The sequence below is a fragment of the Paenibacillus andongensis genome, assembly GCF_025369935.1.
GTDB classification, from domain to species: Bacteria; Bacillota; Bacilli; order Paenibacillales; family NBRC-103111; genus Paenibacillus_E; species Paenibacillus_E andongensis.
Genome location: NZ_CP104467.1, coordinates 5159833 through 5181756, shown reverse-complemented (window position 1 = coordinate 5181756; position 21924 = coordinate 5159833). Strand labels below are relative to the sequence as shown.

Annotated in this window: 22 protein-coding genes; 17 read left to right on the top strand and 5 right to left on the bottom strand. The window is 45.3% G+C overall.

From position 1 onward, the window contains the following. Positions 1–107: 107 nt before the first annotated feature. Genes NYR53_RS23485 through NYR53_RS23475 form a run of 3 tightly spaced genes read left to right on the top strand, consistent with a single transcriptional unit; the run spans position 108 to position 3049 of the window. Positions 108–1637, top strand: coding sequence for a spore germination protein (locus tag NYR53_RS23485; protein ID WP_261301565.1), 1530 nt, complete (start codon positions 108–110; stop codon positions 1635–1637). Then, positions 1638–2819, top strand: a complete 1182-nt coding sequence (locus NYR53_RS23480; RefSeq protein WP_261301564.1) for a Ger(x)C family spore germination protein — start codon at positions 1638–1640, stop codon at positions 2817–2819. It begins immediately after the preceding gene. Then, positions 2816–3049 (top strand): hypothetical protein, encoded by a 234-nt coding sequence (locus NYR53_RS23475; RefSeq protein WP_261301563.1) that lies wholly within the window; start codon positions 2816–2818, stop codon positions 3047–3049. Before NYR53_RS23480 ends, NYR53_RS23475 begins: the two co-directional genes overlap by 4 nt. On the opposite strand, the gene NYR53_RS23470 is transcribed toward NYR53_RS23475, so the two are convergent. The 4 genes from NYR53_RS23470 to NYR53_RS23455 all read right to left on the bottom strand — a co-directional run bounded on the left by NYR53_RS23470 (position 3038) and on the right by NYR53_RS23455 (position 7037). After that, a complete protein-coding gene (locus NYR53_RS23470; protein ID WP_261301562.1) occupies positions 3038–4138 on the bottom strand; it encodes a GerAB/ArcD/ProY family transporter in 1101 nt (366 codons plus the stop codon). The genes NYR53_RS23475 and NYR53_RS23470 overlap by 12 nt on opposite strands. Positions 4139–4714: 576 nt before the next feature. Continuing rightward, positions 4715–5827 carry an NADH:flavin oxidoreductase gene (locus tag NYR53_RS23465; protein ID WP_261301561.1) on the bottom strand — a complete coding sequence of 371 codons (1113 nt, stop codon included), beginning with the start codon at positions 5825–5827 and terminating at the stop codon, positions 4715–4717. A gap of 100 nt (positions 5828–5927) precedes the next feature. Beyond that, a complete protein-coding gene (locus NYR53_RS23460) occupies positions 5928–6245 on the bottom strand; it encodes an ArsR/SmtB family transcription factor (RefSeq protein ID WP_261306499.1) in 318 nt (105 codons plus the stop codon). Between the two features lie 144 nt (positions 6246–6389). After that, the gene (locus tag NYR53_RS23455) at positions 6390–7037 is read right to left on the bottom strand and encodes a GntR family transcriptional regulator (protein WP_261301560.1); all 648 of its coding nucleotides are present in this window, start codon (positions 7035–7037) and stop codon (positions 6390–6392) included. A gap of 315 nt (positions 7038–7352) precedes the next feature. On the opposite strand from NYR53_RS23455, the gene NYR53_RS23450 reads away from it, so the two are divergent. The 8 genes from NYR53_RS23450 to mmuM all read left to right on the top strand — a co-directional run bounded on the left by NYR53_RS23450 (position 7353) and on the right by mmuM (position 16038). Next, the gene (locus tag NYR53_RS23450) at positions 7353–8576 is read left to right on the top strand and encodes a cystathionine gamma-synthase family protein (protein WP_261301559.1); all 1224 of its coding nucleotides are present in this window, start codon (positions 7353–7355) and stop codon (positions 8574–8576) included. A gap of 15 nt (positions 8577–8591) precedes the next feature. Then, a complete protein-coding gene (locus tag NYR53_RS23445) occupies positions 8592–9632 on the top strand; it encodes a homoserine dehydrogenase (RefSeq protein ID WP_261301558.1) in 1041 nt (346 codons plus the stop codon). Positions 9633–9684: 52 nt separating this feature from the next. Continuing rightward, positions 9685–11124: an aldehyde dehydrogenase family protein gene (locus NYR53_RS23440; RefSeq protein WP_437180195.1), complete on the top strand. Its 1440-nt coding sequence runs from the start codon at positions 9685–9687 to the stop codon at positions 11122–11124. 40 nt (positions 11125–11164) lie between these two features. Beyond that, positions 11165–11293 (top strand): hypothetical protein, encoded by a 129-nt coding sequence (locus tag NYR53_RS23435; protein ID WP_261306620.1) that lies wholly within the window; start codon positions 11165–11167, stop codon positions 11291–11293. A gap of 95 nt (positions 11294–11388) precedes the next feature. Then, positions 11389–12792: an amino acid permease gene (locus NYR53_RS23430; RefSeq protein ID WP_261301556.1), complete on the top strand. Its 1404-nt coding sequence runs from the start codon at positions 11389–11391 to the stop codon at positions 12790–12792. Beyond that, positions 12789–14252, top strand: coding sequence for an NAD-dependent malic enzyme (locus NYR53_RS23425; protein WP_261301555.1), 1464 nt, complete (start codon positions 12789–12791; stop codon positions 14250–14252). The genes NYR53_RS23430 and NYR53_RS23425 overlap by 4 nt, the downstream gene beginning before the upstream one ends. Further along, positions 14249–15091: a YitT family protein gene (locus NYR53_RS23420; protein ID WP_261301554.1), complete on the top strand. Its 843-nt coding sequence runs from the start codon at positions 14249–14251 to the stop codon at positions 15089–15091. The genes NYR53_RS23425 and NYR53_RS23420 overlap by 4 nt, the downstream gene beginning before the upstream one ends. A gap of 8 nt (positions 15092–15099) precedes the next feature. Then, complete coding sequence (gene mmuM / locus NYR53_RS23415; protein ID WP_261306498.1) at positions 15100–16038, top strand: homocysteine S-methyltransferase; 939 nt, start codon at positions 15100–15102, stop codon at positions 16036–16038. 241 nt (positions 16039–16279) lie between these two features. On the opposite strand, the gene NYR53_RS23410 is transcribed toward mmuM, so the two are convergent. Next, positions 16280–16858 carry a TetR/AcrR family transcriptional regulator gene (locus NYR53_RS23410; protein WP_261301553.1) on the bottom strand — a complete coding sequence of 193 codons (579 nt, stop codon included), beginning with the start codon at positions 16856–16858 and terminating at the stop codon, positions 16280–16282. Between the two features lie 235 nt (positions 16859–17093). On the opposite strand from NYR53_RS23410, the gene NYR53_RS23405 reads away from it, so the two are divergent. The 6 genes from NYR53_RS23405 (at position 17094) to NYR53_RS23380 (ending at position 21878) form a co-directional block, all read left to right on the top strand. Continuing rightward, positions 17094–18305, top strand: coding sequence for an MFS transporter (locus NYR53_RS23405; protein ID WP_261301552.1), 1212 nt, complete (start codon positions 17094–17096; stop codon positions 18303–18305). A gap of 379 nt (positions 18306–18684) precedes the next feature. After that, on the top strand, positions 18685–19425 hold the full coding sequence (locus tag NYR53_RS23400; protein WP_261301551.1) for a hypothetical protein: 741 nt from the start codon (positions 18685–18687) through the stop codon (positions 19423–19425). A gap of 2 nt (positions 19426–19427) precedes the next feature. Continuing rightward, on the top strand, positions 19428–19805 hold the full coding sequence (locus tag NYR53_RS23395) for a GntR family transcriptional regulator (RefSeq protein ID WP_261301550.1): 378 nt from the start codon (positions 19428–19430) through the stop codon (positions 19803–19805). Next, the gene (locus tag NYR53_RS23390; RefSeq protein WP_367618571.1) at positions 19798–20496 is read left to right on the top strand and encodes an ATP-binding cassette domain-containing protein; all 699 of its coding nucleotides are present in this window, start codon (positions 19798–19800) and stop codon (positions 20494–20496) included. The genes NYR53_RS23395 and NYR53_RS23390 overlap by 8 nt, the downstream gene beginning before the upstream one ends. Positions 20497–20517: 21 nt before the next feature. Next, positions 20518–21453: an NAD(P)-dependent alcohol dehydrogenase gene (locus NYR53_RS23385; RefSeq protein ID WP_261301549.1), complete on the top strand. Its 936-nt coding sequence runs from the start codon at positions 20518–20520 to the stop codon at positions 21451–21453. Further along, the gene (locus NYR53_RS23380; RefSeq protein ID WP_261301548.1) at positions 21450–21878 is read left to right on the top strand and encodes a hypothetical protein; all 429 of its coding nucleotides are present in this window, start codon (positions 21450–21452) and stop codon (positions 21876–21878) included. The genes NYR53_RS23385 and NYR53_RS23380 overlap by 4 nt, the downstream gene beginning before the upstream one ends. The last annotated feature ends 46 nt before the right edge of the window (positions 21879–21924 follow it).

The following is a 21924-nucleotide window of genomic DNA, read 5'->3' as shown; positions in this document are numbered from 1 at the left end:
GAGGCTAGCCGCCCCCACTTACTCGATTTATGATTCGAATACGGATAATTAATTGTTTTCCAAGACATTCTATAAATAGCATAAATGTCAATGGAAGGATTTTCACAGTGACGACATGGTTACGGAAATGGTTAGTGAGCAATCCACCCATTATGGATGAAAGAGTTAATAATACTCTCGGCAAGGAAGCTGTGACGTCCAATATCGAACAAAGCGAAGCCTTTGTGAAACAAATGTTTCAAAAATGCTCGGATTTGGTTTGCCATAAAATTCATGCGGTTGACGGTAAAGCCAAGCGATTAATTGTCTATCTTGAAACGATAACTGACGAAAAAAAAGTGAGCGATCTAGTCTTAAAACCATATGAAGTTGCTGAAGAAACGGTAACAATGAATAGCGAATCATTTCCGGTCGGCAAATCGGTAACATCGTCGAATTGGGCGGAAATCGTCAAACTTTTGCTGCGCGGGTATGCCGTCGTGTTTACTGCCGATGAAGCGAGTGCTGTTTGTCTTACAGTAAATAGTACGGTTCATCGGAGCATCGAAGAGCCTTCTTCGGAACCGGTTATTCGGGGGCCAAAAGAGGGATTCATCGAAAGGCAGTCAGTGAATGTAGGGTTGTTGCGCAACTATATTCGTAGTTCTCGTTTGAAAATAGAGACCTTCACTGTAGGCGAGATGACGGAAACGAATGTGTTAGTGACTTATATCGAAGGAATTGCCGATGAATCGGTCGTTGATCAGGTACGAGATAAAATCGCTTCTATCCGGATTGACGGTGTATTGGAGAGTGGTTACATCGAGGCATTGATTCAGGACGATCCATTTCCTCTATTTCCAACCGTTCAAATCACGGAACGGCCCGATGTCGTAGCCGGGGGACTATTGGAAGGAAGGGTAGCGATTCTTGTAGATAATACCCCTTTCGTTCTCATTGTTCCAGTTACTTTTTGGAATGGAATGCAGGCAAGCGAAGATTATTATCTACGTTTCCCTATGGCTACTTTCATACGGTGGATCCGATTTGTTTTTATGTTTATCGCTATCTTTGCACCTTCTTTTTTTGTAGCGGTGACCACATACCATCAGGAAATGATACCCACCAGTTTATTGCTGAGCATCGCCTCCGCTCGGGAGCCGGTTCCATTACCGATTATGATAGAAGTCATGCTGATGGAAATTATGTTTGAAGCTTTACGTGAGGCTGGGATTCGCTTACCAAGAACGATAGGACAAACGGTAAGCATCGTTGGAGCGCTAGTCATCGGGCAGGCGGCCGTACAGGCGGGCACTATTTCAGCTCCCACCGTTATCGTCGTATCTACGACAGGTATTGCCGCCTTTGTCATACCGCGATTTAATTTTGCCAATGGGATCCGTTTACTTCGGTTTCCGATCATCTTCTTGGCGGGATCTCTGGGATTATACGGCATAGCCCTCGGTTTTTTAGGGATTTTGCTCCACGTCGTGCATTTGAAATCTTTCGGCGTTCCTTATTTTACACCTTTGGCTCCCTTTTCCCTAAGGGCAATAAAAGATGTGTTATTCCGGTTTCCACGAAAAAATGACGTTGGCATATCCGTTCCCTCTTACGAAAGGGCTACTAAAGCGCCGCAGCGGGAAGGAGGAGAATAGTTGAAGCGATGGTTACGAATCGGGATTTTATTGATTCCACTGGCCATTACGGGCTGTTGGGATCGCATGGAAATCAATGATATCGGTTTGGTTATGGGAACGGGAATCGACTTGATGGAAGACGGAAACATAAGAGCAACACTTCAGATTTCCGTACCTGCCCCGTCCTCACAAACTACAGGGGGAACCTCAAAAGAAGGGGACAGGTTCTTTCTGATTTCGGAGGTTGGAAAAAATGCGTTTGATCTTGACCAAAAGCTTCAGCAAAAAATGTCCAGAACGCTATTTTTTTCGCATCGCAGCGTTATCCTAATCGGTGAATCTTTGGCTAAGCATGGAATTAACGACATTCTGGACTCTTTCAGCCGTCATCCGCGGAACCGGCTGAAAACATATGTATTTGTCGTCAAAGGAATGAAAGCTGGGGATCTGCTGCAAATCCGTTACCCCTATGAATTGGCTCCCGCCGAAGCTTTGAAAGAAATGCAAATCATGCGGGGAGAAGGAATATCCACGACGTTGAGGGATTTCTTGATAGAATCGGCGAGCGAGGGAATATATCCGGCGGTCGGGGTTTTGGAGCCGACTCAATTTTTTAGTTCGTCGCAAAACAACAAGGACGAACTATTTCGTATGAAAGGTACGGCAATTTTCAAATCGTCTGCATTGGTCGGCTTTTTGGATAATGCGGAAACCCACGCTTTTCTCTGGTTCAAGAAAAACAAGAAGACGGATAAAATCGTTGCCGATCTGCCTGAAGGAAAGGGGAATGTTGGTTATTTTCTAACGAGCAGCGACGTCATTATCAAACCGGATATAGTAGGAAATCAACTTAAATTTAAAGTCGATATCAAAGGAAAGGGAGACCTGCTTGAAAACAATTCTCGGCTCGACGTAGGCAAAACGAACAATCAAAATCTTATCAAAAAGGCGTTGGAAAATCAGGTTGAACATGATATGAAGGTGTTCTTGCATAAAATACAAACTCAATACAAAACAGATATTGTAGGCTTCGGCCAGCAATTGCAAAGAATAAATCCTCAAAAATGGCGTACCGTAGAGGAACAATGGGATCAATATTTTGCAAAAGCTGAAATTTCCGTGTCCGTGAAACTTAACATCAACAATACGGGAGTTGTTGGACCTTCCTTACAATTGAAAGAAAAGGAGATTATGAAGTGAAGCTTGTCATGTCAGCAGGATATGTATTGTGTCTTTGTATGTACACCTTATTTCAAATTCGCCATTTATGGGGGAGTAATGAGAAGCGAGAGGCTTCAATTTATGCACTAGTTATGACCGTAGCCGCTGTCATTGGAGCGATTCTGATAGCGGGAGTTGAACTACCTAGCCTTGTCGTTCCGTACAAATTCCTATTCGAACCCCTCGGAAAAATGATGTTATCTCCATAACTTTGCGGCTTTTATTTTGAGAGTATCAATGATAAGCAGGATCAATGGGAGCAAGCTTTGCGTAAAGAGTGCCAATACGGGATAGGCGAACGTAATCCAGGCTTGAAATTCAGCGTCATTTTTAAAAATCCAGACGGAACCGACAGCAGATAACAGAGTTACCGGAACAACGGTTTTCCGATAATTTGACGTACCGAACAACTGACTTACACTTAAAGAAAACATATAGAGCAGCATCGAGATCTTGGTGAAAATCCCAAGAATCCATATGGCAATAGCAATGGCTTCCAGCCTTTCCACGGGACCGATAACACCGATATATTGGATGACTTTCAAAAAAGCGAACTTCAAACGGGGCGTTATCGGACCGAACATCATAATGGTAACGATGTCGATAGCCATGATTAACAGGACAACTCCTCCCATTGCCGATAACAAATTCATTCGGACATTTTGCGGCTTTTCGTTTAAATACGGGAGGAACCATCCCAAAAAAAAGAACTGGCTCATCCAAGCGGACGGAACCACTGCACCCTTAAGTACCGGAAATAGTCCATCTGCTAAAAACGGGGTCAAGCGACCCAGTTCAATCTCCCGGATAGAAAAAACGAAGATCGGGATCAGCAGGACGATGATAATGAGAACAATCACTTCATTGCACCTGGCAATAGCTTCGACTCCTGCCAGTACGGCCAGGCAGCACAAAAACAACATGGAGACCATCAATGCCAATGGGGGAGTATTCATCAGGAGGATGGTGTTAAGAAACCCGGCATGTTCGTTTACAGTGCTGGAAATAAAGAAAAACAAATAATAAGTCAAATAAAATCCAAAAATTTTGCCCGCCCAGTTCCCACAAATCTTGACAGTATACTGAATGATCGATTGACCGGGATAACGTTTGGACAGAGTGGTTAGTACCCAGATGTTCACGACTCCCGTAAGCGAAGCTGGAAAAATAGACAACCAGGCATTCTGCTTGGCGAAAGATACCATAATTCCGGGTACGGATAAAATGAGCGTAGAAACAATAAAGGTGAAAAAAAGTAAGCTTAACTGATTTCCGGATATTTTCCCGCTGGATTGCACTCTTTTTTCACTACCCTTAATGCTTATTTGATATTTACCTATTTTATCCTTATTGTTTAAACATTAATCCACATTGGTGGAGTTGTCGTCGGTAAAAGAAACATTCAAGTGTTGAAAAAGGCATTACATCATGTTGATGAAAATGAAGATAGTGAGCAGGTAGGATGAAGATAGATGCTGAGACTGTTGCTACAAAGGATCATGAGTGCGCTCATTGAAATAGCGGCAGCTTAGGATTATTTCTCTTCCAGGCTACCGCTGTTTCTCTTGTTGAGGTTGTTGTGTTCTGCGTCGCAGATTCACGTTGACACCGTAACCTTCCTTCCAAGGTAAGCAAGAAATGGAGAGTAGCCATCGGTCCCCTTGTAGGTCCGAGAAACCTTGAGGCAGGGGTCAATTGCGATTCCAGAAAACATGGTGATCTTTAAAATTCCTGGTCAAGATGTAAACCAAACAAGCGGCACTTCCTGCATATCGCAGATAGCACCGCTTGTTTAAATAAAAAAAGGTATTTTTGGATTTAATCTAAAAATTAACTTTGGAGTTGAGTCGGCTCCTACTCAGTACTGCGTTGAATCAGCTCAGTGTGGCAAGTGCCTCCCGCGTGAACGGTTGCAGCTCATCGGTGCGGTCATCGCGGATCTTGGCCGCCCAGGCTGGGTCAGTCAGCAGCGCGCGACCAACGGCGACGAGGTCGAATTCTCCGCGATCCATACGCTCGATCAGGTTGTCGATGCCTGCGGCCTGACCGCCCTTACCCTCCTCGAACAGGCTGGTGAAATCGGAGTCAAGGCCGACGGAGCCGACGGTAATAGCCGGCTTCCCGGTCAGTTTGCGCGTCCAGCCCGCAAGGTTGAGGTCTGATCCCTCGAACTCAGGCTCCCAGAAGCGCCGCGTGGAGGCATGGAAGATATCGACGCCTGCCGCAGATAGCGGTGCGAGGAAGCGCTCCAGATCTTCTGGATTCGCTGCCAGCTTGGCGCCGTAATTAACCGGTTTCCATTGGGAGTAGCGGAAGATAATCGGGAAGTCGGGGCCGACCGCGGCTCGCACCGCCTCGATAATCTCCACCGCGAATCTGGTGCGACCAACCAGGTCACCGCCATACTCATCCGTGCGCTTGTTGGTGACGTCCCAGAAAAACTGGTCAATGAGGTAGCCGTGGGCGCCGTGAATCTCCACCGCATCAAAGCCGATTCGCTTCGCATCAGCTGCGGCCTGGGCATAGGCCTGTACGAGACTGTGAATCTCCTCGACCGATAGCGGCTCGGATACGAGCTCTCCGGTCAGGCTAAGGCCCGACGGTCCGATCGGGTCGACATTCGAATCCGGGAATTTCTTCCTATCGCGGGCCGTGCCGGTATGCCAGATCTGTGGAGCGATTTTGCCGCCGGCTTCATGCACTTCGCGTACGACACGCGCCCATCCTTCCAGAGCTTCCTCCCCGTAAAAATGCGGCACCCCGTGGTCGGCAGCCGCAGCCGGATGGTTAATGATTGTTCCTTCAGTGATGATGAGGCCGACGGCGTTTTCCGCTCTCCGGCGGTAATATCCGGCCACGTTGGGACCTGGAACGCCTGTTGGCGAAAAGGTGCGGGTCATCGGGGCCATGACAATACGATTTTCAAGCTTCAGTCGGCCGTCTTCAAAAGGCTTGAACAGAGCCGCTGCTGTTTTGGATATGGTCATCTTATTCTCTCCTCCTGTATAAAAAGGTTTTTTATTTATCTATAAATACAAATATATAGATCAATAGATGGAAATGCAAGTGCTTCGGAGAAAACTTGGGCTACTCCTTCTTGGTCTGCAGCCCGGCTGCGAAGTTCTCCAAAAAGGCGGCGATCGCTTCTTCGTTGCGCCTGTAATAGGTCCATTGGCCATAGCGTCGGGACTCCAGCAGTCCGGTTTTCTGCATGGAGGAAAGGTACGAGGAGATGACCGACTGCGCCAAACCGGATTTTTCCTGAATGCTTCCCACGCAGACACCTCCAGGGAACTCCTCTTTGATAATGCTCGGCAGATTCTCGTTCATCTTTTCGGGCTCCCGCAGCCAGCAAAGGATGTTGAGACGAGTCTCATTAGACAGAGACTTCAGCACCGCAAGCATATCTTCATTTTTCAATACTCGACACCTCTTCTTAGTTGGTTTGTTCCTAGTATACCAAAAGTACCGCTCGTGAGAAATATGATAACCAAACGCCTCCGTTTACTTAGTTCTTTTTGACCCTTCCATTTTCTAGTTGTATTCGAATTAGATCATATCCGTGTAATTGATTTTCCAATGGACGTTCTTGATAAATGCTTCCAGGCCTTGAGCATCTTTCGCTTTGAAGTATTGGATAATTTGTCTGTGCTCTTCATTCATTTGGGCCAGGACAGTAAATAATTTTTGCTTGTCCTCACTTAAGTAAATTTGCCTGATGAAGCTGTGCTGCAAAGATTTGAGCAAATCGATCAGTGTGCTGTTGTTGCATTTTAGCAAGTACACGTTATGAAAATCGTTTTGATAGAGCTGGTAGTCAGTATAATTTTGCTCTTGTATGGAAATGTCGATTTTATCAGCGAGTCGTGTCATCTCTGAGATGTCTTCATTTGAAACGAAGGCCACGGATAAAGAGGCAGCTAAAGCGTCGAGTGCACCGACAATCTGAAAGACGTCCAGCTTATTTTTGGTTTCCATCTCTTTCACAATAAATCCTCTGCGCGGAATATTCTCCAGCAGGTTTTCGGAGGCTAGCTGGATCAAAGCTTCTCGGACAGGGGTGCGGCTTACACCAAGTTTTTGGCAGATGGAGGCTTCATTTAATTTCTGATTGGGGAGCAGTGAGCCGTTCTGAATCTTTTCAGCTATATAATTGTACACATGATCTTTTAAGGATTGGTATTTGTTAATGGTCATTTTCGTTACTCCCTCATACGCATAAAAAATACAATATACGGTATATTTCCAATCTATGATAAATAGTAACATTGTAAAATGCTTTATTCAAGATAATCGAACATCAATTTGAAAGCGCTTCACAAAATGGTTGATTTTTAAAATAAGCCGTGATATGATCGAAAAAAACAAAGAATACAATATATTGTATACAAAATTAGGATGCCTAAGTCAAGAAAAAAGGGGGTATTCGCTAATAATGGACGTTTTACGATCATATTTGTATACAATATACAAAATACAAAATATTTAAATGGATGAGTGAGGGTGAACGATATGCAGGAGAAAATGGATAATAAAGCACGAATTGGTACGCAAGCTGTATGGGCGGGAGAAAAAGATTATCGAGTGTTCGGTGGGACACAGGTTCCCGTGGTACTTAGCGTTGCTTACGATTATAACGATGTGGATGAATGGTACGATGTTGCGATGGGCCTCAAACAGGGCTATACCTACAATCGGATGTCGAACCCTACGGTTCGGGCGTTGGAAGAGAAGGTTAGGTTGCTCGAAGGGGCTGAAGCGGCTATCGCTTTTTCTTCCGGAATGGCAGCGATCAGCAGCACCTTGTACACGTTCCTGAGACCGGGGGATCGGGTTGTATCGGTTAAAGACACGTATGGCGGCACGAACAAAATTTTCACAGAGTTTCTGCCTAACATGAATGTCGAGGTTAATCTTTGTAACACGGGTGATCATGAGGAAATTGAAGCTGAAATCGCCAAGGGTTGTAAAGTGCTTTACTTGGAATCGCCAACGAATCCGACGTTGAAGATTACAGATATTCAGCGTTTGGCCAAAGCGGCTAAAGCAGTCGGAGCTCTTGTATTGATTGATAATACGTTTGCTACGCCGATCAATCAAAATCCGCTTCGTCTGGGCGTCGATATCGTGATCCACAGCGCGACGAAATTTTTAAGCGGTCATGCTGATGTGCTGGGCGGTGTTGTATGCGGCTCCTCGGAACTGATGGATAAAGTGTACCATTATCGCGAGATTAATGGCGCAGCGCTCGATCCTTTGGCGGCGTACCTGATTATCCGAGGCATGAAAACTCTTCATCTTCGTGTTCGTCAGCAGGCGCAAAGCGCGATGGCGATAGCGAAATATTTGCAAAAGCAGCCGCTTGTTGAAGTCGTTAATTACCCAGGACTCGAATCGCATCCTAATCACGACATAGCGAAACGGCAAATGAGCGGATTCGGTGGCATTTTAAGTGTTGTGCTAAAAGGCGGCATGGAAGCGATCAAGCTCTTGCTCCCCATGCTGCAATATGCGAACAGAGCGGGGAACTTGGGAGCTGTTGAAACGATATATGGACCTGCAAGAACGACAAGTCATGTTGAGTGCACGCTAGAAGAGCGCCAAGCACTTGGAATTTCCGAAGGGCTGCTTCGCATCTCGGTTGGAATTGAAGACACGGATGATTTGATTGCTGATTTGGCTCAGGCTATAGCCTACGTGGAAACACAAATGCCTGTAAGCCTTAATCATAAATAAGGGGGAGACGTTGATATGGAACTTAAAATAGCGCTGCTTGGATTTGGAGTCGTCGGTCAAGGTCTGACGGAAATTTTGGAAGAGAAGAGTAAAATTTTGGCCGGGGATACAGGTTTTCAAGCCAAAATTGTGGCGATTTCGGATATGATGAAGGGCTCTATCTACAATCCTGACGGCTTGAATGCAGCGGAAGCTCTTCGGGCTGTCAAAGAAACGGGGAAACTGGATACTTATCCCGATGAGCCAGGTCTAATCAGGGGCTGGGATAGCTTTAAGACGATACAAGAAACGAATGCGGATACGATTGTTGAGCTTACGTTCACAGATGTGCGCACAGGCCAGCCAGCTATTGATCATTGCCGTGCTGCATTTGAATGTAAGAAGCATGTCGTAATGAGCAATAAAGGCCCCGTTGCATTGGCCTATCAGGAGCTGTCTGAACTGGCGCGCAAAAATGGCGTTCGTTGGGGCTACGAAGGAACCGTCATGAGCGGAACACCGGCGCTAAGAATGCCGATTACTTCATTGGCGGGCAATCGCATTGATGAGATTAAGGGGATATTGAACGGGACGACGAACTATATGCTCACCCAAATGGAAGCGGGTATGAGCTATGAGGAGGCTTTGGCGGAGGCTCAGGCGCTCGGTTATGCCGAAGCGGATCCGACAAGTGATGTCGAGGGCTATGATGCCCAGTATAAAATCACTATTTTGAGCAATATTGTCATGAATATGCCGCTCAAGAGGGAGGATGTCGTCTGCGAAGGGATCAGCAAGCTGACGCAAGCGGATATTCAAAAGGCAAAATCAGAAGGGAAACGATGGAAGCTAATCGCCAAATGCTACCGGGAAGGCGACCGTCTTCTGGCAAAAGTAGGTCCTGAAGCGATTCCGTTGACCGATCCACTCGCTGGTGTCGGAGGCGCTGTGAATGCGATTACTTATTATTGTGATCTGGCAGGTCCGATCACACTGATGGGAGCCGGAGCCGGTCGCAAGGAAACAGGCTTCTCGATTCTGATAGATTTGATTAATATTCACCGCAGCCAGTTGTAGACAGAGAATCAAACGAATTAATCAAACCTAGGGAGAGGTGTCACATATGATTATGGAAACGATGACAAAGAATAACAAGATGTTTTTAGCTGGGCAATGGGTGCTTCGGGAGAACACAATGGATGTTTGTGATCCACAGGATAACCGGTTGATCGCGACAGTGCCGGCTGCTTCCATAGTGGATATGGCATTCGCCATCGAAGAGGCTCAAGAAGGGTTTCGTGTTTGCTCCGAACTCCCGATACATGAGAGAATCGCTATCCTCCAACGAGCTGCCGACTGGGTAGACGAGCATAAGGAAGAATACGCTGTCACGATTTCCTCAGAAGGCAGTAAAACGATCAAGGAAGCGCGGAAAGAAGTAAGAAGGTGCGTTGAAACTTTGCGGATCAGTGCGGAGGAAGCAAGACGCTTGAATGGAGAGACGATTCCTTTCGATCAGATGCCCGGAAGTGAAAATCGGTTCGGCTACTATTACCGTTCCCCGATCGGTATCATTGGCGCCATTACGCCGTTTAATGATCCTTTGAATCTTGTTGCCCATAAAGTAGGCCCGGCCATCGCAGCGGGCAATGCGATTATCGTGAAGCCAGCGCCAGCCACGCCATTAAGCGCGCTTATGCTGGCGGAAGCGTTCGACAAGGCGGGGCTGCCAGCCAAAGTCCTGTCTGTGATCACAGGCAATGCAAGTGAAATCGGCGATGTGCTGGTAACACACCCGTATGTAAGAATGATCTCCTTCACAGGAGGACTGAAGACAGGCAAAGCGATTATGCAAAAGGCAGGCTTGAAAAAAATGGGCATGGAGCTGGGCTCCAACTCGCCGGTTATCGTTTTGAACGATGCGGACATCAACGATGCTGTAGAATCCAACGTTTCCGGAGCTTTCTGGGCAGCTGGCCAAAACTGTCTGGGCGTACAACGCATTTATGTGCAAGAGGATGTATATGACACGTTTGTAGCTCAATTCGTTGGGAAAACAAAGCAGTACCGCGTTGGCAGCAAATTATCGGAAGACACAGATATGGGCCCTATGATCAACGAAAGAGAAGCCAAGCGTGTTGAAAGCTGGGTGAATGAGGCGGTAGACCGCGGAGGGAAGCTGCTTTGTGGTGGAAAGCGGGACGGTGCTTTCTACGAGCCGACAGTTATGACAGACGTTCCGAAGGACTGCCGCTTGGTGATGGAAGAGGTTTTTGGTCCGGTCGTCACCATCTTTCGCGTAGCCGATCTGGAAGAGGCGATTCTCGAAGCAAACAGTGTTGATTTCGGTCTGCAGGCAGGCATATTCAGCCGCGATATTGAAAAAGTATTCCATGCCGTGCGTAAGCTGGATGTCGGAGGCGTGATGGTAAATGACAGCTCGGATTACAGAATCGACGCGATGCCGTTTGGCGGTGTAAAAGGTTCGGGAATCGGCAGAGAAGGCGTGAAATTCGCCCTCCAGGAAATGACGGAGCCGAAAGTTGTTTGTATTAGGATGTCCCGCTAAGAAATGGATCAAGCCAATTGGCTTTAAGGAGAGAACGACCATGTCGAATCGCATTGAGAAAGATTTCTTAGGTGAGAAAACAGTTCCCGATTGGGCTTACTTCGATATACAATCGATTCGGGCAACTGAAAATTTTCCTGTAACCGGAACGTCAGTTAATGACCGTTGAAGAGTTGGAAGAGATATTAAATCCTTATGAAATGACGACACCTGGTATTGCTGGGTTTCAATACCTTGAAAACTTGGATAAGGGAGCGAATCGATATGAGAAGCATTAGCGGAAGCGAACAAAATAGTTTGAAGCGTACGATGAAAAGTAGGCATTTATTTATGATTTCTCTTGGGGGCGTTATTGGAACGGGGCTTTTCTTAAGTACAGGATATATATTGAACCAAGCTGGACCCGGAGGGGCTATCCTTGCCTATTTGTTTGGCGGACTCATTATGTATCTGGTCATGCTTTGTCTCGGAGAGTTAAGCGTGGCTATGCCGATAACAGGTTCTTTCCCCGTATATGCTGCTAAATTTATCGGACCTGCAACCGGGTTTACGATTGGCTGGCTGTACTGGCTCACATGGGTTGTCACGGTAGGCTCCGAGTTTACAGCGGCCGGCTTGCTGATGCAGCGATGGTTTCCTCATGTATCCGTTTGGATATTTAGCGCAATATTTGCCGTCATGCTGTTTGTATTAAATGCAGTTACTGCCAAGTTTTTTGCGGAATCGGAGTTTTGGATTTCCGGCTTCAAGGTTATCGTCATTATTGTGTTTATTGTGTTGGGCGGAGCCGCAATGTTCGGGTTCATCCCTATGGAAGGCCAATCGGCTCCGATGCTAAGCAACATTTTTGATAAAGGCGGACTATTTCCAAATGGTTTTCTTCCTGTATTGTTCGTGATGATTTCGGTTAACTTTGCCTTCTCAGGAACTGAATTGATCGGCGTTACTGCCGGTGAGACGGAAGATCCGGACAAGAGCATTCCGCGTTCCATTCGTACAGTGGTGTGGCGCACAATGGTATTTTTTATCGGTGCAATCATCGTGCTCGCTGGTCTTATTCCCTGGCAGGAAGCCGGAGTTATTGAGAGTCCCTTCGTTCTAGTGTTTGACAAGATCGGGATTCCTTATGCCGCTGATATTATGAACTTTGTTATTCTAACAGCACTCTTGTCCGTTGGAAATTCGGGGTTGTACGCTTCGACGCGTATGCTGTGGGCGCTTTCCCAGGAAAAAATGGTCAGCCCATGGTTAGGAAAAATAACATCGCGCGGTGTTCCGATGAATGCGCTTATTGTCAGTATGCTTGTTGCTTGCTTGTCACTTCTCTCCAGCGTCATTGCTGCTGATACCGTCTATGTGGTGTTGATTGCTATCTCAGGCTTCGCTGTTGTCGCCGTGTGGATGGGCATTGTGGCTTCCCAATTTATGTTCCGCAGACAATTTCTGAGAGAGGGCGGAAACCTTAAGGATCTGAAATACCGCACTCCGTTATATCCGGTTGTACCTATCGTTGCTTTCTTGTTGTGTCTGGCTTCTTGCGTCGGTTTGTACTTTGACCCTGCCCAACGAATCGCTTTATATTGTGGAATTCCCTTTGTTGCGCTTTGCTACTTGATTTATTATTTGAAAAACAGAAACAGGAAAACAGAGCAGGGTGAGTTAAGATGACAGGAACTGCAAGCGGAAGTACAAGCATTGTAATACGACTTGAAATTGCTAAGGATCTGGTAAGCTTCGGCCAAATTGCCACTGCGATTGGCGATGCCGGCGGAGATGTGGTTGCCATTGATGTAGCACAATCCAGTAAAGCGAAGACGATTCGAGACATTACGGTTCATATAACCGACCACCAACAAACCGATGTTGTTGTAAGCGCTGTTAGTAAATTGCCGGGCATACAAGTTAAACATGTATCTGATCAAACGTTTCTCGTACACTTGGGCGGGAAGATTGAAACCGTGCCGAAAATGCCGATCAAGAACCGGGACGATCTGTCGCGGGTGTATACACCGGGTGTGGCGCGGGTATGTATGGCTATCTATGAAGATCCCAAAAAAGCGTATTCGCTTACCATTAAGCGGAACACGGTAGCTGTTGTTTCGGATGGTTCCGCTGTACTCGGACTCGGCAACATTGGACCCGAGGCTGCGATGCCGGTGATGGAAGGGAAAGCCATGCTGTTTAAGCAAATGGCTAATGTCGATGCGTTCCCGATATGCCTGGGAACGCAGGATACGGAGGAAATTATCCGTATCGTCAAGGCGCTTGCCCCGACCTTTGGCGGCATTAATCTGGAGGATATATCTTCGCCACGTTGTTTTGAAATCGAGCAGAGGCTGATCGAGGAACTTGATATTCCTGTCTTTCACGATGACCAGCACGGTACGGCTGTCGTTCTGCTGGCCGGTTTGTTGAACGCCGTCAAGGTCGTGAAGAAGGAACTGAGCCGCTGCAAGATTGTCGTGTGCGGTATCGGCGCGGCAGGGATCGCATGTACCAAAATGCTGCTGGCTTCTGGTGCCGTTAACATTATTGGTGTGGATCGTGAAGGCGCCATTGTGCGAGGGGATATGTATAGCAATCCGGCCTGGCAGTGGTACGCAGACAACACGAATCCCGACAGGCTGAGAGGAACCTTGAGCGAAGTGATCAGCGGAGCCGATATTTTTATTGGCCTTTCGGGACCTAAAGTGCTAAGCGTTGCAGATGTGAAAAAAATGGCGCAGGATCCCATCGTATTCGCAATGGCTAATCCGACACCGGAAATCGCACCAGAGGAAGCGGAGCCGTATGTCCGTGTTATGGCGACAGGCAGGTCGGACTATCCGAACCAGATCAATAATGTGCTCTGCTTCCCAGGTTTGTTCCGAGGAGTTCTTGACTGCCGAGCATCGAGAATTACGGAGGAGATGAAGCTGGCAGCCGCAAGCGCGATCGCCTCCGTCGTTAGCGAAGAGGAGCTTAACGAATATTACATTATACCGAGTGTTTTTAATCAAATGGTCGTTGAGAAAGTACGTGAAGCCGTTATTTCCGCTGCGTACCAATCTGGAGTTGCAAGACGGAACAAGGGCTGGGAGCCTGCGAAAGAAGCCGCTGTTTTGACAGCTAACGGTGGGCTTGCATGAATGAGCATTTGAAAAATGGAGCCGCCATATTCGCTGGTTCAGCAATCATGGGCTTTGGCATCAACTATTTCAATACGGCTAATGGGCTGGCTGAAGGGGGTATTACAGGAGTCAGCTTATTGCTGAAATATATGTTCGGTTGGGAAACGGGAATAACTAATTTTTTGCTGAACCTTCCGCTTTTTTTTATAGGTTGGAAAGTGTTGGGTCGAAGATCATTCGCTTATACCGTCTTTGCAACACTGATGTTTTCACTCTTTGTTTACGTATTCAGAAACATTCATTTTGTAATGAATGATCTTCTTTTAGCTTCCCTATACGCAGGTGTAACCGTGGGGGTAGGCCTAGGGATCGTCTTTCGCTTTGGAGGAACAAGCGGCGGTACGGATATTCTCGCTCAGGTGCTGAAAAAATATTTGGGCTGGCCTATCGGAAGAAGTGTGTTTATATTTGACAGCTTTACGATTATCCTCTCTCTCATCTACTTGGATAGAGAGAGAGCGATGTATACGATCGTAGCTGTATTTGTAGGCTCCAGATTGATCGATTACGTGCTGGAAGGAACGGGAAAAGGCAAAGCGGCCATCATCGTGAGTCAGCATGCAGAAGAAATATCAAATCGCATTCATACTGAGTTGGAAAGAGGCACCACTTTTTTTTACGGAAAAGGTGGTTACAGTGATACGGATAAAAAAATCATTTACTGTGTTGTTAGCCGCTCCGAAGTAGGTAGGTTAAAAAAGCTGGTGTATGCTACAGACCGGCAAGCATTTGTTACTTTGAATGATGTATTTGAGGTGTTTGGAGAAGGCTTCAATATCATGCAGGAAAAGGCGTGAAACTTATTATGAATCCAATAGAAAACATTCTTAAAGATTTTCCTGTCATGATTCTAGATGGCGCATTATCAACAGAGATGGAACGCCGTGGTTGTGATATTAACGACTCACTTTGGTCTGCCAAAATGCTGATGGAAAACCCCGACTTGATCGGTCAGGTACATACAGATTATTTTGCTGCTGGAGCTGACTGTGCGATAACGTCAAGTTACCAGGCAACCGTTGAAGGCTTTGTCCGTCGAGGTTTAAGTGAATCCGAAGCGCTAAGGCTTATAAAGACATCTGTGGAAATTGCGGTTAAAGCAAGGGATGATTTTTGGGATAGTTTGTTGGAAAAAACAAAAAGACCACGACCGATCGTGGCCGCTTCCGTAGGTCCATACGGTGCTTATCTGGCAGATGGGTCAGAGTACCGTGGAAACTACAAACTAACTGAAAACGAGCTTATTGAATTTCATCGACCACGTGTTAAGGCTCTGATCGATGCCGGCGCTGATATACTTGCGTGTGAAACCATACCGTGTTTGATGGAAGCTAGAGCAATTGTTCGATTGCTGAAGGAATTTCCCGGAATTTACGGATGGATTAGTTTCAGTGCAAAAAACGAGCTGCAAATAAGTAATGGAGATCTAATAGCCGATTGTGCTGATTGGTTGAACTGCCATGATCAGGTGGCGGCAGTTGGCGTAAATTGCACGCCTCCGGAATATATTCCTTCATTGATTAGTGAAATCCGAAGTAAAACAAATAAGCCTATTATCGTTTATCCCAATTCCGGTGAGAATTATGATGCAAGTACACGAAGCTGGAAGGGTGTTTCTACAAATGAAAGCTTTGGCAGCGGCGCTCGAAGCTGGTATGAACTTGGTGCCCGGTTATTAGGCGGTTGCTGTCGTACAACTCCTGAAGATATCAAAACCATTGAAGCTTGGGTTAAAAACATATAGAAATGTTTGGATGAAATTGCGGAAGATTTGTCGTCGCAAAATGTAAACTTTTTCATAAGGTCGCCTTGGGACTGTCCCATTAGCTGTTTCTATGGCTTATGGGACAGTCCCGTTTTCATTAGCGAGTAGTACGATTGCTGGAACTAAATGACATGCTCTCGCAATATATTTCTGCTTCGATAAACAGAAGTTGCCTGTATATTGAAGACAGAGATATCCCAATGCTGTAGTTTTCGTCACTTCAAGTGGAGCTGATTCCTTCAAATGCATTCATAACCAAATGCTTCACATAGGAATCGTCCAATGTTCCGCCAGTCACCAGCAAGCGATAGAAAATCGGCCCGTAAATGAGATCGGTGCTTAATTCAATATCGAGATTTTTTTTCAATTCCCCACGCTGAACTCCCTGCTCTAGAAGACTCCTAGCCTCAAGCCGGCGTGGCTGGAAATATTGGGTCCGGTAGGCTTCCGCTAATCCTGAATCAAACTGCCCCTCGCCTAATAACTCCGTAATGATTATACCCTCCCGACTTGTCAAAAACCGTGCTAAATTCGTGGCATGAATAAGAATATCATTGAATACCGAACCTGTGTTAGGCAAGGGTAGTCTTGACGATGCGGCAGATAGAAAACCATCCATCACCACGGCAGATTTATTAGGCCACCATTTATAAATCGTGGCTTTACTAACCTTGGCGCGATCAGCAATCTTTTCAACTGTGACCGATCCGAAGCCATCTTCCAGCAATAAATCATAGGAAGCGGTAAGGATAGCCTTTTGCGTTTCGACATTACGCGGCCGCCCTCTTTTGACCTGCACGGAAATCATCCCTTTCGCTATTTGAATCTAAACTAAAAAATATAAACTATACGTTCAGTATACATAATACGAAACGAAAAGTAAAAATAAAAAGCTATTTACAAAACCGTACGTTCAGTATATGATTTAGTCAATAATTAATGAACTATACGTTCAGTATTTAATTTGAGGAGGGCCCTCAAAAGGAACAAGGAATGAAAAGGATCTGCATTTTCTAAAATAAGGAGTGATTTCTATGACTTTTTCACAAAAACAAGCCATCGAAAAGAATATTCCAACATGGTTAACCGTGATTCTGGCGACCGCATGCGGTATCATCGTAGCTAATCTTTATTATGCACAGCCTTTGGTGGGGTTAATTAGTTCTTCAATCGGACTATCTGCTAGCGGTGCTGGCTTAATCGTAACATTAACCCAGATTGGATATGTTGTCGGTTTGCTATTTATCGTACCTTTGGGAGATATTGTTGAAAACCGCAGGCTAGTAGTACTATCGTTACTACTCACAGCAGTTGCACTAATCGTCACAGCATTGACGAAAAACCCAATACTCTTCTTAGCGGCGTCCCTCTTTATCGGATTGGGGTCGGTCGCAGCACAAGTGCTCGTACCCTTTGCATCATACCTTGCATCAGAATCTACACGCGGCCGCGTTGTTGGCAATGTCATGAGTGGTCTGTTACTTGGCATCATGCTCTCACGTCCGATATCGAGCCTCGTGGCTGACTTTTTTAGCTGGCATGCCATATTCGCCTTGTCGGCCACAGCTGTCATTGTTTTGGCGATCGTATTGTCAAAAGCACTGCCTGCAAGAAAGCCAACGGCAAGCACGCACTATGTAGCGCTGCTTGGCTCCATGTGGCATCTGCTGCGAACAACCCCAATCTTACGTCGTCGCGCTGCCTATCATGCGTTTGTGTTTGCGACATTCAGCTTATTCTGGACAACGGTTCCGTTATTATTATCTGGCCCGGTTTTTCATTTTTCTCAAAAGGCCATTGCGTTGTACGCTCTAGTCGGAGTTTCAGGTGCGATAGCTGCGCCTGCAGCTGGCCGCTTAGCTGATCGCGGCTGGACTAGACCCGCCACAGGAATAGCTCTCGGTATTGTCATCGTTTCAATGCTGCTGCCGATGCTGTTCCAAACAAATTCACCTGTTGGAATAACAGTTTTAGTTATATCAGCCATTCTGTTGGACGCTGGAGTGTCCGCCAATCTTGTACTTGGACAACGCGCGATCTTCTCGTTGGGACCGGAAATTCGCAGCAGACTGAACGGGCTTTTCATGGCTATTTTCTTTTTCGGTGGCGCCTTGGGATCTGCTGTGAGTGGATGGGCTTACGCATCAGGAGGATGGAATGCAGCATTATGGATTGGAATCATTTTTCCGATCATGGCCCTGCTTTATTTCACGACGGAGAAGAAAAATCTGGGGAGTGGCGCTTGATTACGATAAACAGTTAATTTGTGATATAAATATACGAGTTTGAAATGGCGTTTCATATCTTCTGCATCGACAGTAGCCCCTATTCGAAAAAAGCTTAAGTACCATTAAAACGCAGGTTATCACTAACAAGCCATCCTGAAAATGCAAAAAAGACGACACTCTTAAGTTTCTTAAGAGGTCGTCTTTTTTTGTACTAATGTTTGTCAGGTAGGTAAAACAACCTACTTTCTCTCCGCTTTAAGCCGCTCCAGCGGTTGCTGAAAATGCGCTGAATGTCGTTCCATTCGATTTTTGCCTATTTACATGACACAATGTCTTAGTGTACTATTGAATTAATACAATAATGCAATTTCTTAATTCATTAAGAGGAGAGATTTGGATGAGGGCATGGGTAGCTTTATTAAAAAAAGATTTTAAATTAACAAGAACCGTATTTTTCGTAGGACTTGTCATTAATTTATTGATTGTCCTGTTGACGTTATATATGGGGATGAAAGCAGATCATACATTACTTATTTTCATACCCTTAGGAGTTGCTGTTGTTTTGCATATTTTATATGTTCCGATTATTTTATTTATCAGTTTGAAAACGGAGGCAAATCAGCTGCATCTATGGCTGCATAATCCCCACCCGGCATCTACATTGTTAATTAGTAAGATAGTGAATGGGCTGATGATGCTCGTTATTTCACTCGTGATGTTATATGTGATGTCTGGATTGCTAATCATACCCAAGTTCAACTTAATTGAAGCGTATTGGGCGGATACTTGGATATCGGGTTTACTCATATTTCTTCATATTATTATCATTTCAATCATAATTGGCGTTTGGGTGTTATTTCTTTGGGCGCTATATCAATCCCTTAAATTTTCCATCGGGCGTTGGAGCTGGTTAGTCGTTATTGGAGCAGTTATCATACCGTATTGGATAGATGTCCTATTGGAATCCACTAAACTGTATCGTTTAGTAACGAAATGGGGGAGTATGACTTATGAATTTCCTTCTTTTTCATTACAACCCATACAAACCTATGCAGGAGAATATTTGTATACCTTCCTTATCATCATTGGATTATTCTTTCTGAGCGCTTGGATCGTTGACAATAAAGTTGAGGTGTAGATATGGAAGAATTTAATGCTTCAAAACCCATTTATCTGCAATTAGCGGATCGAATCAATCGACAGATTGTAAGCAAAGAATTGAAAGCTGGTGAGAAGCTTCCTTCTGTCCGAGAAATGGGGGTCAAATACAGTGTTAATCCAAACACAATTCAGCGCACTTATAGTGAGTTGGAGCGTGAGGGTATCCTGGAAACGAAAAGAGGTCAAGGCACATTTGTCACAGAACAAGAGGATCGCTTGGTTCAACAACGTGAAAATTTAAAAAATGAGCAGATCCTATCGTTCGTCAAGGTGATGAAGGAAATGGGATTTAGTTCTTATGAAATCATATCAGGGCTCCAGGACCACTTAAGCAAAATTGATAAAGGAGATGAGTAATTTGATTCAATTGACGAATGTTTCTAAGAAATATGTTAAACAACCCGTACTCCATAACATTTCGGTCACTTTGCCTTTAGGTAAAATCATTGGCATTGTGGGTGAGAACGGCAGTGGGAAGTCAACGCTATTGAGACTTATCTCCGGACTGGCGCTTCCAACGAGTGGGAGGGTAACCGTAAATGGAGAGACTGCCAATCGAAGAATCAGCAAAGTAGTTTCTTATTTATCGGAGATTGGTTCTTTTTATTCTATATTCACAGTACGTGAAGCGATGGATTTTCAGGCTTCCCAATATACGGACTTTAACATGGCTAAAGCAGAAGAAATCATGATATTTATGCAGCTGGAGCCTCATATGAAAATCAAAGATCTCTCGAAAGGAAATCGTGGTCGATTAAAAATCATGCTTACTTTGGCGAGAGAAGTACCCTACATTCTAATGGATGAACCACTGTCCGGACTTGACCCGATGGTGAGAGAATCTATCGTTAAAGGAATGATTTCTTATGTTGACTTGGAATCTCAGACACTTATCATGACAAGCCATGAGATTGCGGAAATTGAATCATTACTGGACTGCTTCATTGCGGTCAAAGATGGATCATTACTTAAAATGGCTGATGTAGATGAATTACATGAATCAGAGGGTCTAGGAATCACGGATTGGATGAAGAAGAATTATGTCTAATAATCATAGGGAGTGACAACTATGAGAGCAATAATATACACCAATTACGGATCACCCGATGTTCTTCATCTGAAAGAGTTAGAAAAACCTACACCCAAGGACAATGAAATATTGGTCAAAAACTATGCGACAACAGTAACAGCGGGGGACTGGCGTATGCGAAAGGCTGACCCCTTCGTTGCAAGACTTTACAATGGCATCATAAGGCCCAAAAAAGTAACGATATTAGGGTTTGAATTAGCTGGGGAAGTTGAAGCAGTAGGCAAAGATGTCAAACGATTTAAGCAAGGTGATCAAGTTTTTGCGTTCTGTGGTATTCGCTTCGGTGCATATGCCGAGTACAAATGTCTACCTGAAGATGGCGTGATTGCTTTAAAACCGACTAATCTGACATATGAGGAGGCCGCGGCTATTCCTGTTGGAGGCATAACTGCATTGAATGCTCTTAAAAAAGGAAATATCGCGAGTGGAATGAAGGTTCTTGTTTATGGTGCTTCTGGAAGTGTAGGTACTTATGCGATACAGATTGCCAAATATTTTGGGGCGGATGTAACAGGGGTATGCAGCACTACGAATCTTGAATTGGTGCGATCTATAGGAGCAGATAAGGTAATTGATTATAAGCAACAGGATTTTACATCGAGTGGAGAGCATTATGATTTAATCTTTGATGCCGTTGGGAAAAAAATATCGAAAATCACAAAATCAACATGCAAGAAAGTGCTTCGTTCGAACGGAACCTATGTGAATGTGAATATGTCACAAAAGGTCCGTGTTGAACATCTAGTCTTCCTGAAGGAGCTTATTGAGGGAGGAAAGATAAAACCGGTCATCGATAAATACTTTCCGTTAGAACAAATTCCCGAGGCTCATAGGTATGTTGAGAAAGGACACAAAAAGGGGAATGTGGTCATAGCTGTTGAGGACATGAATTCAAAAAAGGAGATAAATAAATGAATACTAACAGGAAAACAGCAATAATTGTGGAGGTCTCATTGTTTCGTCTTTATTCGTTAAGGGCCCTGTACCTTCTTGTCGTCGTAGGACTCGGGATTGTGGTATGGCCTGGAGTCATCCACCATGAAAAGCCGTGGGAACTTATGGAAGGAGTGGTTCAATGCATGCTGGCCGCCTTTTCAGCTCTGTCAGTTCTGGGGCTGCGGTATCCGCTGCAGATGCTGCCTTTGCTTCTGTGGGAATTGGTGTGGAAGACGATCTGGATGTTTATCGTTGCGCTCCCACTGTGGACCTCCGGTCAAATGGACGAGTCAACCTTGGCGATAGCCTTAGAATGCTTGATAGTCGTGATTTTTCCTTTCGTCATCCCTTGGCGCTTTGTGTTTGCGCATTACGTGAAGAATCGCGGAGATCGGTGGCGCTGAGGGAAGATAGACAGCGCAGTCCGCTGCCGCATCTGAAAAGGGAACG